This is a genomic window from Planctobacterium sp. AWH2_060 (genome assembly GCF_056158425.1).
On the sequence record NZ_JBSWTG010000001.1, the window covers coordinates 195,901 to 211,192 of the forward strand.

Sequence of the window (15,292 nt, forward strand, 5' to 3'; positions counted from 1 at the left end):
GGTTGGTGCAGGTGCATTCGAGTAGAAATGCTGACGAAATAGTCTATCGATGAGCAAGATGTTAAGTTTGGTATTCCTAATGGCGCAGTTTTAGCCTCTTCTTTTGGTTACAATGAAAAATCAAAAATTTATCACAAAAATAATGAGAGTTGCCGCTGCCATGGTGACATTTGTGAGCATCTACTTATTTGCCCCCTGGGAGTACGGTTGGTATTACCTTCAACCGCTTCCGTCCACAGTGCATCAAGAGCTGAATAACGCGGTAGAGCAAGGAATTGACGGTGTGATCTTGTACGTTGATAAAAAGGGGGCTGAGCCCGCTTATTTTGTCAGTGGGGTCGATAACCGTGCAAGTCTGAAGCCGGTGCGTCCTGACGCCTTATTTAAAATTGGTAGTATTGCCAAGCTCTATGATGCTGCAGCGATCACGAAACTTGCCGCTGCGGGAAAGTTGAATTTGGACAAACATTTAGCCGACTATTTGCCTTTTACCCAAGGACGTATTGAACATGCTGAGCAAATTACTGTTCGGATGATGGTACAACATCGCAGCGGTATTCCCAATTTCACTGATCACAAGCGATTTCATTGGGGAGAATTGGATTTTGACATCCAGGAGCTCATCTTGGATCAGCCAGCTGATTTTGCTCCTGATACTGACTATGCTTATTCCAACAGTAATTACTTTTTGCTGGAGTTGATTATCACCGCAATAACAGGTGTCCCCCATGGAGAATATATTAAAAGCACTTTATTAGCGCCATTGGGGTTAACCCGCACGTTTTTCTCTGTGGGGGAGGTCAATAACAATGAATTGATGAGTGGTTATCACCTGGGCTATGACGAAGATCTGCGGCACCTGGAGCAGGGCTACGTATCTACGGCAAATGAAGTAGCAATTTTTTTGCGCGCTTTAAACGAGGGCTCACTCTTTACTGAACAGGAGCGGCAGCTGTATGCCTCTCTCTATACCTACAATCACAATGGTTGGGTACTGGGTTACCAAAGTATTGCCAGATACCATCCGCAGGAAGATATGGTGGTAGTTCAGTTTGTCAGCACCACGGGCAACGATTTGGTAATGTTAACTGGTATTCTCTATGATCGGGTGGTTAAGATTTTGCGAATGGCACCATCACAGAGTTAGTGCCAGACTTTGCTTTTTAGTACCGATGACGACATTAGAGGTGAACTTTGTCACGTTTTCATTATTCATAAATAGTTGCTCTGACAGTTGCTCGTAATGGGCCATATCCTGGCAGACAATGATGACAATAAAGTCAGCCTGACCAGCCACATAAAAGACCTGCTGTACCGCGTCGACTTTATTTAGCTTCTCTGAAAACTGACTGATTGCGGCAGCGCCGCCTTTATTTAACACCACCTCTGTAATTACTGTCACCATACCTTTAATGCTCGCCGGATTTAGTACCGCAATTTCTGAGCTGATGATGCCGGAGGTTCTTAGCTTTTTAATTCGCCGTTGTACCGAAGAGGCCGACAGACCGATTTCTGTGCCTATTTCCAAACTATTTTGAGTACAGTTTGTTTGTAATCGCTTGAGTATCGCGATATCAAATTCATCCATGCTGATACTCCGCATAAAAGTGATAAAAACGCTTTATTATAGTCATTTATGTGCTTGTTTTGCATCATTTTAGGCGTTATCGATCTCTATAATGACTGCGTAAATTGATGGAGTCAGATATGAGTAGAGTGTTATATACGGGCAATCGCAACGCTTCTAGCTGGGCACTTCGGGCCTGGTTAGCTTTAAAAGAGCAGGGGATTGAATTTGATGAGGTAGTGGTGGATATTCGCCGTCCGCAACGCTGGGAAAATCTAAAGCGGATAGGGGAGTTCTCTCCGCCAGCGGCAGTACCGGTATTGGATGATGATGGATTTATTATCTTTGATTCGATGGCGATTATGGAATACGCCAACGAGATAGGAAATGGCCGTTTGCTACCATCAGATGCTAAACAACGCGCTAAAGCCCGAAGCTTTGCCGCCTGGCAGCATTCCACATTTGGCAGAGTGTGCCCTTGTTTGTTTTTTGAGAGTGCTTTTTATCCTGATAAACGAGCACTGAGTCAGGATGAACTAACGGCACTTAATAAGGTGTATGACATCTGGCAACAAACCATCGCATCTTTTTCTGGAGCGTATTTAGTTGGTGAGTTCTCACTGGCTGATATTATGCTATTGCCCTCAGTTATCCGTTTTAATGCGCATTATCCGCCTGACGAACGTTGGCCGCTGGTGCAAAGATGGTTTGAGCAACTGCAAAGTCGACCATTTGTAGTTGAGTGGATGCAGCAAGCATATGAACTGGAACCGATTTATTTGCCGGGCTACCATAACGATCCCTGATGCTATGTTTTTGTTATTAGATTAATAAAACGATTTTTACGTTAAAACCAGGGCAAGAATGCCCTGGTTTTAATGAATTAGCGCTTTTTTTTGCCAAGTTCCAGCCTGAAAAACACAAACTATCAAAATTATTTGTCGTCACCATCATTATTATTCGTTGTTCAACAGAGCCATTTCCATCTACTTTTCGCGCAATTCCCTGAGTTTATGTACCTGCTCGATTCGGGCAGCGACACAGGGCTTATTTGAACAACCAATAACCTACTTTTAAAGACAATGACACGAGAAAAACCAGACGTAGAAATCGTTCGAGACGCATATGACTACTGCATGGATGCCATGCAGGATACTGATGCCAGCGACAAAGAAATTTTACGCGCAATAAATGATGAAATGAGCTCAGAAGGTTATGCGCCATTTCCCAGCCTCAAGGCGGTTAAATCCTACATCAAAGCAGCACGCAAAGATTAATTTGCTGAATTGCTGACTTCGGAAGTTTAATGAAAATTTGTTTTTTGATGTATCCGTGGGAAAAGGTTTCCCACGAATCTGACTCTACTTTGCGTTTGATTCATGAGGCCGTGTCGCGCGGCCATACTGTAGCAATTACCACACCCAATAATCTGACTATGCGCGACAGCATTGCCAGTGCTTTTTGCCGGGTGCTTAAAAAGGATGTGGTATCCAATAACATCGCTGCATTTTACAAAAATGCTCAGTTTCGCAAGGTGCAACTGCCACTGGCAGGGTTTGATGTGATTTTTATGCGCGCTAACCCGCCACTGGACACTATGGCGCTGAATTTCCTGGATTCTGTTCGCTCCGATACCTTTATCATGAACGACATTGACGGCTTACGACTGGCGAATAACAAGCTGTATACCGCGTCGTTGCACGACCCTCACAACGAGTTTATTCCGGTTACTCACGTTTCTAAAAATATCGATTACCTGTTGCGGGTACTCAAAGAAAATCCCAATGAACGCATGATCATGAAACCGTTGAACGGTTATGGCGGCAGTGGCGTCATCATGGTGGAAAAGTCAGCCCATAGCTCGGTGAAGTCACTGCTGGAGTTTTACGTAGCGGATGATAAAAACTACGTGATCCTGCAGGATTATGTGGAAGGTGCAGAGCAAGGTGACGTGCGTATCTTAATGCTTAACGGTGAACCTATCGGCGCAATGCGCCGCGTGCCCTCAGAAAATGACATGCGCTCTAACATTCACGCCGGTGGTCAGGAAGTCAAACACACCCTCACCAAGCAGGAAAAACGCTTGTGCAAACACATTGGGCCAAAGCTGGTGCGCGATGGTTTGTATTTTGTGGGGCTGGATGTGATTAACGGCAAGCTCATTGAAGTGAATGTATTAAGTCCTGGTGGCATTACCCGTATCAATCGTTTGAACCGCGTCAAACTGCAAAAGCAAATTATTGACTTCGCGGAAAGTGTGGTGAGTGCCAAAGAACTGGTCATCAGCCGTAAGAGTGAATTTCGCAAGGTAATCGAAGATGCAGACGCTATCTGAACAGCAGGTCATCAACAAAATTAATAATGGTGAGAGCTTTGTCGGGCAATTGCTCGACGGTAGTCTGACTATTCACATTAGCGAGTATCAACCCTTTGTTGCGACAGCCATTCACAATGGTGCCCGCATGGCCGATTCTTTATTGGCCAAGTGTGCTTTGAGCAGTGCTGAACGCTATTACGAAGAAGACCCGCTTACCGGCGAGTTTATCTCTTCGTTGCCAATTGTTTTACAAGCTGAAGATTCTCGTTATGAGTATGACCTTAACCGCGTTCCGGAACACTGTATTTACTCGATAGCCTGGGGTAAAAATGTCTGGAATGAGGAACTGAGCAAGTCTGAGATAGCAACAATCACAGCTAAGCACGATACCTATTACCGTATATTGCGAGCTTTGCTTAAAAAACTGGAAGCACTGCACGGATTTGCCGTGGTATACGATATTCACTCATACAACTATCAACGTCGTGAGCAACCCACGCCGGTATTTAATATTGGCACTGAGCAGATCAACATGCGTAAGTGGCGCAACGATATTGGTCGTCTGGTGGGGCTTTTGGAAGGCGTATCTCTGCCCAACGTAGAAAACCTGGTGGCTGTGAATGATGTTTTTTCTGGTTTGGGATATCAGGCCAGTTTTGTTAAGCAATTTTTTCCCAATAGTCTGTGTATTCCGCTAGAGTTAAAAAAGGTCTATATTAATGAGCTCACCGGTGAGCATTTCCCACTGGTTATTGAGCAGCTCAAAACCGAACTTAAGCGAGTTATTACTCAGCATATTTCTGTGATGATTGAAAAACGCAAGCGTCGAACCAGAGTGAAAGCGGCTACCGTGCTGTCCTCTTCTTTGCCCAAGGAGGTACAGGTACTGGACAATGAGCTGTACAAACTGGCCAAAAATATGGATACCCTGGGTTATATAAACCCGTTGAATCTAAAGCAGGAAAAGGCGGCATTTATGCGTCGTCCGCACCAATATCGTCCGGCGTTTCGGTATCGTCAGTTGGATTTGGATCCCTTTTTGTTTAAGGAAGCACTATACCGATTACCAGTAGATGAAGTGCGAGATGCCAGTATTCAGATAATGTATCGTCGCGTTATTGACCAGTTAGCAAAGCGTATTGATTTGCTAACCAGCATAGGTACGGAAGAATTTTTGTATAACTCCTTGCGCTACTATGGTCAGCCCAGTGATGATGACATCAATAATGCCGAATTTATTCTGCATGCCAGGGTACATGACGAAGAACCTACACTTAGTTACGAACCTGAACAGATCGTACAGCGCTTTTCTGATGCAGCACAGGCGTATGGTATTGAATGCAAAATCATTGTTACCGATAAAATTGTGGCTGGCGCATTAGTCAGTGGCAAAACTCTGAAAATCAATCCAACCCGTCGCTTTGGTGAAAAAGAACTGCAGGCTTTGATTGATCACGAATTGGGCGTGCATATCGTGACCAGTGCTAACGCCGATATTCAGCCATTAAAGGTATTGAAAATTGGCCTGCCTGGTAACACTTACACCCAGGAAGGACTGGCAATCTTGTCAGAACATCTTGGTGGTAATATTTTGGTGTCCCGTCTACACACACTGGCGCTAAGAGTGATTGCCGTGAATCGCAGGATCCATGGAGATAGCTTTAATGATGTGTACCATTTACTAACAGAGCGTTATCAAATCAACGCCGATAGGGCTTTTACTATTACCGCCCGGGTATTTCGTGGTGGTGGCTTTACCAAGGATTATCTGTATCTGAGCGGTTTAAGTCAGGCGATTCGCTTACATCAGCAACGCAACCTGGACTCATTGTTAATTGGTAAAACCTCTTTTGAGTTTATTGATATTCTGGACGAATTGATTGCGCGAGAGATATTTATGCCTCCTAAATATCGCCCGGTACCCTTTTATCAGAGTGGTCCACGAGATCAGGTTGTAGATTATTTGTTGTCGAGTATTCGATGAATGCAGTAACCAATTTACAAGCGCATTATAACGACAACGCGCTGTTGTTTGAGCAAATTGCACATGATATTCAGGAAAAAGGCTTTAGCATCAATCCCTGTGCATTGCCTCCGGCACTAACCGAAAATCTGTATCAGCATGTGGTTCACATGAATAATGCTGAGTTTGAGGTAGCAGGGATTGGCAGAGCAAATGAACAAAATTTAAACGAGTTTGTGCGCCGCGACGAGATCTGTTGGATTAACGGAGATTCCGATGCAGGCCAGCAATGGCTGCAATGGGCGTCGGAGTTACAGACCTATTTGAATCGCCGTTTGTTTTTAGGACTGTTTTCCTTTGAAAGTCATTTTTCTATATACGGCGAACAGGACTTTTATAAACGTCACCGGGATGCCTTTGTCGGTGAATCGAACAGGGTGTTGTCTTTGGTGGTTTATCTGAATCACCAATGGACCAATCAGGATGGCGGTGAACTGGTTTTGTATAAAGATGACCATGACATGGAGGGGATCAGAGTACTACCAACCTTTGGCACGGTTGCAGTGTTTCTCAGTGAGGAATTTCCGCATGAAGTGCTGCCGGCTCAACGTGAGCGACTGTCCATTGCTGGCTGGTTCAGAGTCAATGGTTCACATCATGAGCGGGTAGATCCGCCTCGCTAGATGTTTGCTGAATAATAAGCTGGAAAACCAGGGCAAATTTACCCTGGGTTTTTATTTATTGGCCAATGCCAGGTTAAAACGATCCATAATGCCTTGGGCATCAGTAACACTATTGTGAATAACAAAATAGATTGGGATCTCTGATATTTTCTTGTTGTTTAACTGTACATCCGGCATGTTCTTTTGCAGGTAATCCATCAGAGCCCAATAGCCCAATACATAGTCAGCTTCGCCTTTGAGTAAAAGTTCAATCGCTTCAGGTTTAGTGTTAGCTACCACAAAACGTTGCTGTTGCTCTGTGGTCAGGGCTTCTTGCAAAAAGCCCCCATAATTGTAGCCTCTGGTGAGCACCACTTTTTGACCTGCCAATTGTGAAACGGTGGATATATCTGGGCGATCATCCAGCCAGAATACCCTTAAATCGAATTTGGCAAAGGGCATATCGCTGTAGATCACGTTGTCCATGCCTGGCACACCTTTGGGCAGGGCGCTTAGCTGCACTTTACCGGTGGCAATAGATGAGTAAAACCGAGCCATAGGTGTATTGATGGCTTTAAATTCTATATCTGCTGACTTCATTACCGGTTTGAGCTGCTTTATCCACAAACCATCTAACTTACCGTCAATGTCAAAATAGGTATAGGGCGGGAAAAACGGTGCGGCAAGGCGCATCTTTTCAGTAGCAAACCCTTTAAATGATAAGAGCAATAACGTCACAAGCAACAGGTAACGACGTGTTGGCATATTCTCAATTCCGATGAATATTTATACTATTAAGAACAGCTTAGCTTAATAATTAGGCAAATGACAACCGCCTTATAATGCTTTTAAAGCGAATTTGTGGAGTAAGATATTGCGCTTATCGCTGCTATATGTAACAGATAAATGAGACTGATAGTTTTTGATTAATCAGGCAGTTCACTTTCCAGCTTAAGTTGCCAGGTTCGATAGTAGTCCGGGGTGTAATCGTACTCTGCGAACAAAGATTGCACATCTCTTGCTGCGTAAATCTGTGCCAACTCTTTGTTGAGCAAAATCAGGGTACTGGCTGCCTGGGTATCTTGTTTGGCCATGATCCGGCTGTAGTTGACCGACAATGGCGCGCCAACCTGTTGCAGGCAAGGGGCTTTGTATTCGCAATAATGGGTAGTGACACCGTGACTTTGCAGCAAGAAGTTGATTCGGCCCGATTGTAAAAGTCTTACAAGGTGCTGACGCTCGCGGGCGGCATAAATGTGCTTGAATCCGAATTGATGGGCTAAATCCTCCTGAACTGAGTTTGAAATCACGCCCACCGTATCGTACTCAAGATTGATATCTTCATATTCCCGGGCGGGATTTTCTACTGTGGTGAAGAGTGCCGAGTAATCTGTCGCCAGTGGCAGACTAAAACTGGCCCATCGACTTCTTTTTTCGGTTTTAAAGGCACCAAACACCATATCCAGACGCTCGTCTTTCAGCCGGTTGATAGCAGATTGCCAGGTGGTGGCGATGGTAATAAGCTGAATATTGCCGGAATTAGCGGCCATTTCAATAAGGCGCCAGGACAAACCATAAGGGCGCGATGATTCTATTTGCTTGTCATGATCTTCAAAGACAGCTACAACAATACTTTGCTTGGCCGCTGGTGCGTCTGTATTGGCGTCATCGATTTCCGTTTGGGCAATTACACTGTGACTGAGTACCATCAGCAGCAAAAATATGCCGCAGAAGATGCTCATTTGAAACAGATAGGTTAATAACCTTTCTGTGGTTAGTTTTCTTTTAGTGCTACTCATTATTATTCTATTGCCAATACCGCTTTTGCAGATTTAATTTTTTTCCCTGGACTCCGCTGTTATCGGCTAAAGTGAAAAAAGCTACACAGGATTTTTTATTTCAGCAGACACAGAGCGTGATATTTGGCAATTCTCCGGGAATTAATGAAATGGAGCTATTGGTTGATTTCCCTTTCCTTTGTAGGAGATTGACTATAAAAGTTGATTAAATTGTTGTTTTGAATAGATAAATTACCAAGGAGTAGGGTGGTATGCACTCACGGAGCTCATCGGTTTAACTTATTAAGTAATAATCCTCTTAGATAACGCGCTGAATTCTCATCCAATGGATTTAGGATCCCTCTGATGTTGTCAGGCATATGATTTTGTTGTTGTGGCGCAAAAACATAATGTTCAAATACCTGCCGCCAACAGTTGCGTTGATTTTCAGGCAGGTCACGGATACTGAGGATGGCGTGCATGAGCGCATCAGCCGGTGCCCCGATATAGTTTTCTACCTGTCGCCACCAGTAATTGATTAATACATTGAAATTGCCTAAAGCTTCAACATGATGCCACCACATACTGGGAATATAGATGGCATCACCGGGTTCCAGTTCAGCCACTAAAGCCTGCTCCAGAGCCGTTTTGAATAAGGGAAAGCGTTCAAAATCCGGATTGTGAAAGTCCACCAAACTGGCAGGCTGTCCTGCTGGGGTGAAATCCAGTGGTCCTATATAGAGGTTTTTTAATTGTTCCGGTGGAAACAAGGTGAATTTTCTTTTTCCTGCCACCACACAGGCAATGTTGTCTGGGGCGTCATAATGTGCCGCGATACGGCTTTGATTACCCATCCAGATACTCACCAGGGCATTGTGCTGCAAAGGCGCTAAATCGTTGTCCTTGCGAAAGCCTGGTAATATGTGGTCAATGGCGGTTGAGCCCACGTACAATGTATCCGCAGCGGTCTGTTTGTGGTGATTTCGCAGCTCTTCAAATACCTTAGTGAGAGGCTCTCTGCTGCGGCTGAAATTAAAGTCAGTTAAGTCTTCGTTGTAAAACAAGCGCCCTAAATTACTGGCGTCAGAGCGCATAACATGCACTGGTTTCTGATTGTAAAAATGGCTCAGATAGTCCATCACAGCGTCAGGCGTGTTTTCACAATTTTTGACTACCGGCCAGTTACTAACATAACCGCGCAACACTACTGGAGTGGCGTTTTGTAACATGCCCTCGGGCAGGCTGTGATCTGCAGTAACGGCTATTTCAGCTATGCTTTGCACGCGTTTCAGGCCTGCTGTTGATTTTTAAGGGCGATCAGCTTTGTAACGTTTTGCAGAGAGGCCAACATCATATAAACCGCCTCCAGTAAGCCGTTTTGATGCAGACTGGCGATCTGTTCGCCTGATAGTTGTTGCAGCATTTCTTCATGAATGGTGTACAAACCGGATAATTCTATATTTTCGCCATTGTTCAGTTGCACTTTGAGATTTACCGCTTCTATCAGCTCCATGGATTGCAGCGCTTCTACCAGTGTCTGTGTTTGTGCCGCCCCCTGATGAATAGCATTGAGCACGGAGCTGATGTGTTGCAGGTAGGGAGTTTGCCCACCTTGTGCCAGAAACAGTGGTTCCCCTTCGGTTTGACTAATACGAGGGCTATCCATGTCTATGTGTACAACCGGTTTGTCTTCCGGATTGGCAGGGTCGTTTGAACTTTGAAAGCCAATCAAAAAAGGTCGACGTTGCACTGCATAGGGAATGTAGTGAGCGTGCCAACCTGAGTCATCCAAAAACAGGTTTTCTTCCTCTGCCATGCCAAACATGGCAATGATTTCAAATTGCCCGGTTTCGTTATTTTTTCTGAAAAACAGGGGGTAATCTGCCTGAGCCGCTTTAAGCTCTGCCGGTACTACCCGAGCATAGCTTTGCGTGTCACCAAATTTTGGATGTTGTGCCGTAATGACTTTTACGTCTTTATGGGTGATGTTGTCTAGCAGTTGATGATTGGCCATTACGGCTCCTCTCTTACAAAATGTTAACTCAGTGGAAGTGGCGACTAGATTGTCTGTAGTCCATAGGTTTTAATTTTATTGATCAATTCCCGGTTGGTGGGTAAACCCTGCAACATTTTACGGGTCATTTCCTGATTTTTACTAAAATGCTGTTGTGCCAGTCGCTCGTTAGCCGAACGGCGTTGCGTTACACTGGGCTGGGTTTTAAAGTCCATGCCATAGAGTACATACTGGTAACTGGCAGACGGGAATACTTCGTCTACTTGAGTAAAGTCCTGATGCCAGGGGGATTGAAAACGCCATAGTTGCAACAGAGATTGCAGTTCATCCGGAATGGTCTCAGAGCGGCAGTTATCGACCCAGTAATCGCTATCGGTTCTTTTTGTTAGTACGTAATGTAGCTTCAGAAAGTCGATGATGCGGTCCCAGCGATAGCGGAATTTATCGTTAAAGCGTTTCGCGACGATATCCATTACAGCTCGGGTGGCAGGCATTTGCTCGCTGATCATGGCGGCGGATAATTCCACCAGAACTAAGGCGGAGGCTTCTAACGGTTCCAGAAAGCCTGCTGAAAGCCCGACGGCAACACAGTTTTTGTGCCAAAACACTTCTCGGTGGCCCGGTTGGATATCGATTTTTCTCGGTGTTAAATCATTAGCTTTGTCACCAATACTGGCTTTAAGGTAGTCAAGCAACTCTTGTTCAGCGGCATCCTGAGACTGGTGAGCGCTGGAATAAACATGACCGACACCTCGGCGAGTGGGTAAGCCAATGTCCCAAATCCAACCTGCTGATTGCGCCGTTGAAATGGTGTGACTGGCGATCGGGCTGTTTTCCTCAGGGTAGGGTACTTGTACTGCCAGTGCCGTGTCGTTAAACAAAATATCTTTACAGCTTTTAAATGGAATACCGAAATGCTTACCTAACAGCAAGGCGTTAAAACCGGTACAGTCGATAAACAGATCACCCTCTAAGTCGCCATTTTTGCGGGTTTTAAGTGAAGCTATGTCACCATTAGAGTGACTGTTTACACCTTCAACGTGGTCCAGAATATGTCTGGCTCCTAGTTTCTCGGTACAGTGTTTTTGCAAAAAGGTGGAAAACTTACCGGCATCAAGGTGATAGGCGTAATTAGCCACATGGGCGTATTCGGGGGTGGTATTCTGTTTTGGAGCCAGGCCTTTTTCACATAAATGGCTCTGAAAGCAAACCGCATCGGCGAAGGAAACTTTCTCTGCATGTTCTGACCAAAAGGGCACCAGATTGATATCACTGTAGCCCTGGGGTAACACCAGTGGATGGTAGTAAGCATCATCCTCTGCGCCTGTTACCCAGCGGGCAAACTTTGCGCCCTGCTTAAAGGAAGCATCACATTCTCTAAAAAAATCCGTTTCGCGAATACCGGCTTTGCGTAGGGTGCCGCGCATGGTGGGCCAGGTGCCTTCACCGACACCAATGGTTTTTACATCAGGCGATTCAATCAGAGTAATTTGCAAGCCATTGTCGGCACTGGCGCAATGCTCAGCAGCTAATACAGCGCAGGTTAGCCAACCAGCCGACCCACCACCTACAATTACCACTTTTCTGATTTCTTTATCCAAGATGGACTCCATTTACATGCATTTCGTTAAGCACTCTTGTTGGTAAAAGTATAATGCTTAAGGAAATGAGCGTGTATTTATTCAAAGTGTACAACATTAAAAAAAAGCCGCACAAGGCGGCTTAATTTTTATCGCCCGTAAGCTTATTCGAAGGTGTACCTGACACCCAACGCATAACGTGGACCGTATTGTCTACCGAACAGGAACTGGTTGCGATAGCGACCATAGCCTTCTTCAGTTTCGTTGGTGACGTTATAGCCTTCCAGGAAGATGGTTAACTCTTCTGTGTGATCGTAGTTAATACTGAAATCAGTAATACTGGTATCACGGAAGTATTGTGGTGGCGCATCTGCAGACCCCTGAGGCTGTCCAACACCAATCAGGTAGTCATCTCGCCATGTGTGAGTCAGTTTAATGGACCATTGATCATCTTCATAGAAAACCTGGAAGTTGGCTGAATCACTGACGCCTGGCAGCGGCTGTTGTACCACTAACAGGTCATTGTTGTATTCAGAGTCGCTGTCCACTACCGTGGCATTTAACGAAACACCAAATCCGGTGTCAGCGATCATATGCTGAACCGCAAATTCGATACCATCCACTGTTTTCTCAGAAGGATCGTTTACCGGCTGATTCACTAACCACTCTACAAGGGGATCGTCATCTTGCTGGCGTACGATTTGAGTCTGACAACAAGAGTCATCTACACCGCCACCATTTTCGATGATGCGTTCCCAAATCGCTGTAACAGTAGGTTGAATACCTTCTGCTTCCAACTGCGCAATCGCTGTGGTAGCACGAGGTCCGATGAAGGGGTCACGTAAACCATCAAAGGTTAATACATTGGCACCATTCACGATGAAGTTTTTAACATCTTTTCTGAAGTAGCCCAGAGAAACATAACTGGCTTCGTCATAGTACCACTCAAAAGATAAATCCATGTTTTTGGATTCAAATGGCTCCAGACCTGGGTTACCAGAGCCACCTGTACGGCTACCTGGTTTGGGGTTAGGTGACAGGCTACGGCCCGCACTCATATTACCCAATGAAGCACGTGAGATGGTTTTACCGGTAGAGAAACGAACAAACATGTCGTCCATTATTTCGTATCTCAGATCCAATGAAGGCAATAGCACATCATATTCACCTGAACCTGAAACGAATACGTCATCACCTTCGCGGAATCTCAGCTGCCATTCTGTGGGGTTAGACCAAACCAGAAAATCTTCAGCGCGCTGTAAGTTGGTGCTGAGTACTTCTGTTTCTTCGTAACGCAGGCCCACATTTACATCGAGAATGCGATCGGCAATTTCAAATTCTAGCTTAGCAGCTAAGTAAGCCGACATAGTTTCTTCAGTGATATCCCCTTGCGAAATCTGACCTGAGGAATTGAAGGGGTCAGTATTAAAGTTGGGGAAGAATGCCTGCAAGCGGGACAGAGCTTCACTCAGATTCCAATCGTAGTAATAATTGGTACCCAATGCACTGCCGCCACCGGCAAATTCATCAAGCAGGTCACCGGTTTCCATCCGAGTAAACATACTGTCAGGGAATACCGCCTGATTACCGTTGTAGCCATTTGGACCCTGGTTCCCACCAAAACCGGCACGCCCACCGAAATATTGCTCTGTATAGGCCGCGCCAGATTTTACTTCGATTAAAAAGCTGTCGTTGGGGTTTAACCATTTGCCATCGACCTGAAATTGTTCCACTGAAGATTCACCGATGGTACGGGTAAACTGCGCAAATAACGGATCAATATCATTCGGATTCGCTTCCGCCGCGCCATTTGGCCAGGTCATGCTGAAGTGCGGAATTTCACTATTGGTAAAATCATAGGTTTTGGTCAGGATATTATTCGGTGCAATGATAAGCAGTGAGCTGGCATTGGTACCTTCGTCTAAACCATTGTCATATTCGACTTTTGAATCGTGATAATCAAACTCAACATGGAAGTCGTCGTTGATTTGCCATTCCCAGTTAAAACCGACAGAGTCTTGCTCAACACCAATGGTGGTCGCTGTGCGGGAGTGGGCATAATCGTTTTGAACTTCGGTAAAACGTGTAGCTGTGCCGTTTTCATCTAACTCGTAATTGGTGACGTTGCCCCCGAAGTTAAACCAGATACCAAAGCCATAGCCTTCAATTGCTGTTTCTGATTCGTTATACAGATAATCAGCGGTGAAGGTCATGTCATCACGCGGTGCGTATTGCAATGTCAGATGAGTGTTGGTTCTGAAGCGTTGCACATCGTTAACATCGTATGAAATCTGACGCGGCAAAAAGGTATTACCCACGCGGCCGTCGGCCACACCGTCTAACAGATCTTGCTCTTCGCTGGTGGCTTCAGGGCGAGGATCAACATTGTTAGTGGAAGCACTAAATGGGCCAGTATTAGCCTGCCAGCCAGGTATATTGGCGCTTTGTTGTTGGAAGTCCCGTTCCTGGTATGAGGCGGTAATGGAAATACCAACCTTGTTGTCCAGGAAGGTATTACTGTACATGGCCGCGATTTCAGGAGTGACATCATCGCCCAGTTCATTGGACTCGTCATAAATTCCTTTGGCTGAAACCGTGTACTTTAAACCGGGAGAGGCCAACGGCTTGCCGGTTTCAATGTCGACAGTGGCACCTAAACCACCACTTGGGACATCTACGCGACTTGATTTGTAAACTGATAAAGTACTGACGCCGGCCGAGGATAAATTGGCCAAATCGAATGAGCGAGAGTTACCCGTGCCAGGCATTTGTCTGCCATTGAGGGTTAACAAATTAAAGCTCGGGCCAAAACCACGAACAGTAATTTCGCTACCTTCGTTATTACTACGGCTGATAGTAACACCGGTAATACGTTGCAGTGATTCCGCAAGGTTGGTGTCTGGGAATTTACCCATTTCCTCAGCGGAAATGGCATCCACTATGCCTGATGATTCGCGTTTGATATCCATGGAGCGGGCCATACTGCCGCGAATACCGGATACCTGAATAATTTCTACATTACTGTCTTCTGCCGATTCTTCTGCTTCCTGAGCAGATACCGGTGACAGTGCTGCAGCGCCCAGCAACATGGATATAGTTGCCGATAAGCGTTTTTTTGAAAAGTTGGTCTGTTTCATAATAACCCTACTTTTTTGTGTGCATTTTCTGCAGTCCGGGTATGTTGATACGCTGGACTGCAGTGTTGCGTTATTCCAATCTGCGATGCAGTGTGATTAGTTCTCAGTGATCATGACGTTATCGATCTGGTAAGTAGCGCCGCCACCCGTTCCCCAGGCCGGGAATACCATCACGATATCGATGCCACTGATATCTAAGCCTGCATCTAACAAAGCCAGTAGATCGAAGCTGTAGGTTTGCCATTCACCCGTAACCGGATCCTGACCCTCGTTG

At 45.4% G+C, this 15,292-nt stretch carries 13 protein-coding genes; 6 read left to right on the plus strand and 7 right to left on the minus strand.

The features are described from left to right. The first annotated feature begins 172 nt into the window (after positions 1-172). The gene (locus tag ACXAD8_RS00820) at positions 173-1,147 is read left to right on the plus strand and encodes a serine hydrolase domain-containing protein (protein ID WP_475224019.1); all 975 of its coding nucleotides are present in this window, start codon (positions 173-175) and stop codon (positions 1,145-1,147) included. On the opposite strand, the gene ACXAD8_RS00825 is transcribed toward ACXAD8_RS00820, so the two are convergent. Next, entirely contained in the window at positions 1,136-1,588 is a 453-nt protein-coding gene (locus tag ACXAD8_RS00825; protein ID WP_475224021.1) for an Lrp/AsnC family transcriptional regulator, read from the minus strand. The genes ACXAD8_RS00820 and ACXAD8_RS00825 overlap by 12 nt on opposite strands. A gap of 119 nt (positions 1,589-1,707) precedes the next feature. On the opposite strand from ACXAD8_RS00825, the gene ACXAD8_RS00830 reads away from it, so the two are divergent. The 5 genes from ACXAD8_RS00830 (at position 1,708) to ACXAD8_RS00850 (ending at position 6,530) form a co-directional block, all read left to right on the plus strand. Then, complete coding sequence (locus tag ACXAD8_RS00830) at positions 1,708-2,373, plus strand: glutathione S-transferase family protein (RefSeq protein WP_475224023.1); 666 nt, start codon at positions 1,708-1,710, stop codon at positions 2,371-2,373. Positions 2,374-2,649: 276 nt separating this feature from the next. After that, positions 2,650-2,844 (plus strand): hypothetical protein, encoded by a 195-nt coding sequence (locus ACXAD8_RS00835; protein ID WP_229527843.1) that lies wholly within the window; start codon positions 2,650-2,652, stop codon positions 2,842-2,844. Positions 2,845-2,873: 29 nt separating this feature from the next. Then, a complete protein-coding gene (gene gshB, locus ACXAD8_RS00840) occupies positions 2,874-3,902 on the plus strand; it encodes a glutathione synthase (protein ID WP_475224025.1) in 1,029 nt (342 codons plus the stop codon). Beyond that, on the plus strand, positions 3,886-5,868 hold the full coding sequence (locus tag ACXAD8_RS00845) for a flavohemoglobin expression-modulating QEGLA motif protein (protein ID WP_475224027.1): 1,983 nt from the start codon (positions 3,886-3,888) through the stop codon (positions 5,866-5,868). The genes gshB and ACXAD8_RS00845 overlap by 17 nt, the downstream gene beginning before the upstream one ends. Beyond that, positions 5,865-6,530, plus strand: coding sequence for a 2OG-Fe(II) oxygenase (locus ACXAD8_RS00850; protein WP_475224029.1), 666 nt, complete (start codon positions 5,865-5,867; stop codon positions 6,528-6,530). The genes ACXAD8_RS00845 and ACXAD8_RS00850 overlap by 4 nt, the downstream gene beginning before the upstream one ends. Positions 6,531-6,581: 51 nt before the next feature. Here the strand turns inward: ACXAD8_RS00850 and ACXAD8_RS00855 are convergent, their stop codons facing one another. The 6 genes from ACXAD8_RS00855 to ACXAD8_RS00880 all read right to left on the minus strand — a co-directional run bounded on the left by ACXAD8_RS00855 (position 6,582) and on the right by ACXAD8_RS00880 (position 15,018). Further along, a complete protein-coding gene (locus tag ACXAD8_RS00855) occupies positions 6,582-7,274 on the minus strand; it encodes a substrate-binding periplasmic protein (RefSeq protein ID WP_475224031.1) in 693 nt (230 codons plus the stop codon). Between the two features lie 161 nt (positions 7,275-7,435). Next, the gene (locus ACXAD8_RS00860) at positions 7,436-8,308 is read right to left on the minus strand and encodes a substrate-binding periplasmic protein (protein ID WP_475224032.1); all 873 of its coding nucleotides are present in this window, start codon (positions 8,306-8,308) and stop codon (positions 7,436-7,438) included. Between the two features lie 266 nt (positions 8,309-8,574). Next, on the minus strand, positions 8,575-9,570 hold the full coding sequence (locus ACXAD8_RS00865; RefSeq protein WP_475224034.1) for a cupin-like domain-containing protein: 996 nt from the start codon (positions 9,568-9,570) through the stop codon (positions 8,575-8,577). A gap of 5 nt (positions 9,571-9,575) precedes the next feature. After that, positions 9,576-10,301, minus strand: coding sequence for a SapC family protein (locus tag ACXAD8_RS00870; RefSeq protein WP_475224035.1), 726 nt, complete (start codon positions 10,299-10,301; stop codon positions 9,576-9,578). Positions 10,302-10,345: 44 nt separating this feature from the next. Next, positions 10,346-11,902 (minus strand): tryptophan halogenase family protein, encoded by a 1,557-nt coding sequence (locus ACXAD8_RS00875; RefSeq protein WP_475224037.1) that lies wholly within the window; start codon positions 11,900-11,902, stop codon positions 10,346-10,348. Positions 11,903-12,045: 143 nt separating this feature from the next. Then, entirely contained in the window at positions 12,046-15,018 is a 2,973-nt protein-coding gene (locus ACXAD8_RS00880; protein WP_475224039.1) for a TonB-dependent receptor, read from the minus strand. Positions 15,019-15,292: the final 274 nt, after the last annotated feature.

Excerpts from the sequence above, each read along its gene's own strand:
- ACXAD8_RS00880 (WP_475224039.1), bottom strand. The coding sequence starts at position 15,018 with ATGAAACAGACCAACTTTTCAAAAAAACGCTTATCGGCAACTATATCC.
- ACXAD8_RS00860 (WP_475224032.1), bottom strand. The coding sequence starts at position 8,308 with ATGAGTAGCACTAAAAGAAAACTAACCACAGAAAGGTTATTAACCTAT.
- ACXAD8_RS00825 (WP_475224021.1), bottom strand. The coding sequence starts at position 1,588 with ATGGATGAATTTGATATCGCGATACTCAAGCGATTACAAACAAACTGT.
- ACXAD8_RS00855 (WP_475224031.1), bottom strand. The coding sequence starts at position 7,274 with ATGCCAACACGTCGTTACCTGTTGCTTGTGACGTTATTGCTCTTATCA.
- ACXAD8_RS00830 (WP_475224023.1), top strand. The coding sequence starts at position 1,708 with ATGAGTAGAGTGTTATATACGGGCAATCGCAACGCTTCTAGCTGGGCA.
- ACXAD8_RS00845 (WP_475224027.1), top strand. The coding sequence starts at position 3,886 with ATGCAGACGCTATCTGAACAGCAGGTCATCAACAAAATTAATAATGGT.
- ACXAD8_RS00870 (WP_475224035.1), bottom strand. The coding sequence starts at position 10,301 with ATGGCCAATCATCAACTGCTAGACAACATCACCCATAAAGACGTAAAA.
- ACXAD8_RS00850 (WP_475224029.1), top strand. The coding sequence starts at position 5,865 with ATGAATGCAGTAACCAATTTACAAGCGCATTATAACGACAACGCGCTG.
- gshB (WP_475224025.1), top strand. The coding sequence starts at position 2,874 with ATGAAAATTTGTTTTTTGATGTATCCGTGGGAAAAGGTTTCCCACGAA.
- ACXAD8_RS00835 (WP_229527843.1), top strand. The coding sequence starts at position 2,650 with ATGACACGAGAAAAACCAGACGTAGAAATCGTTCGAGACGCATATGAC.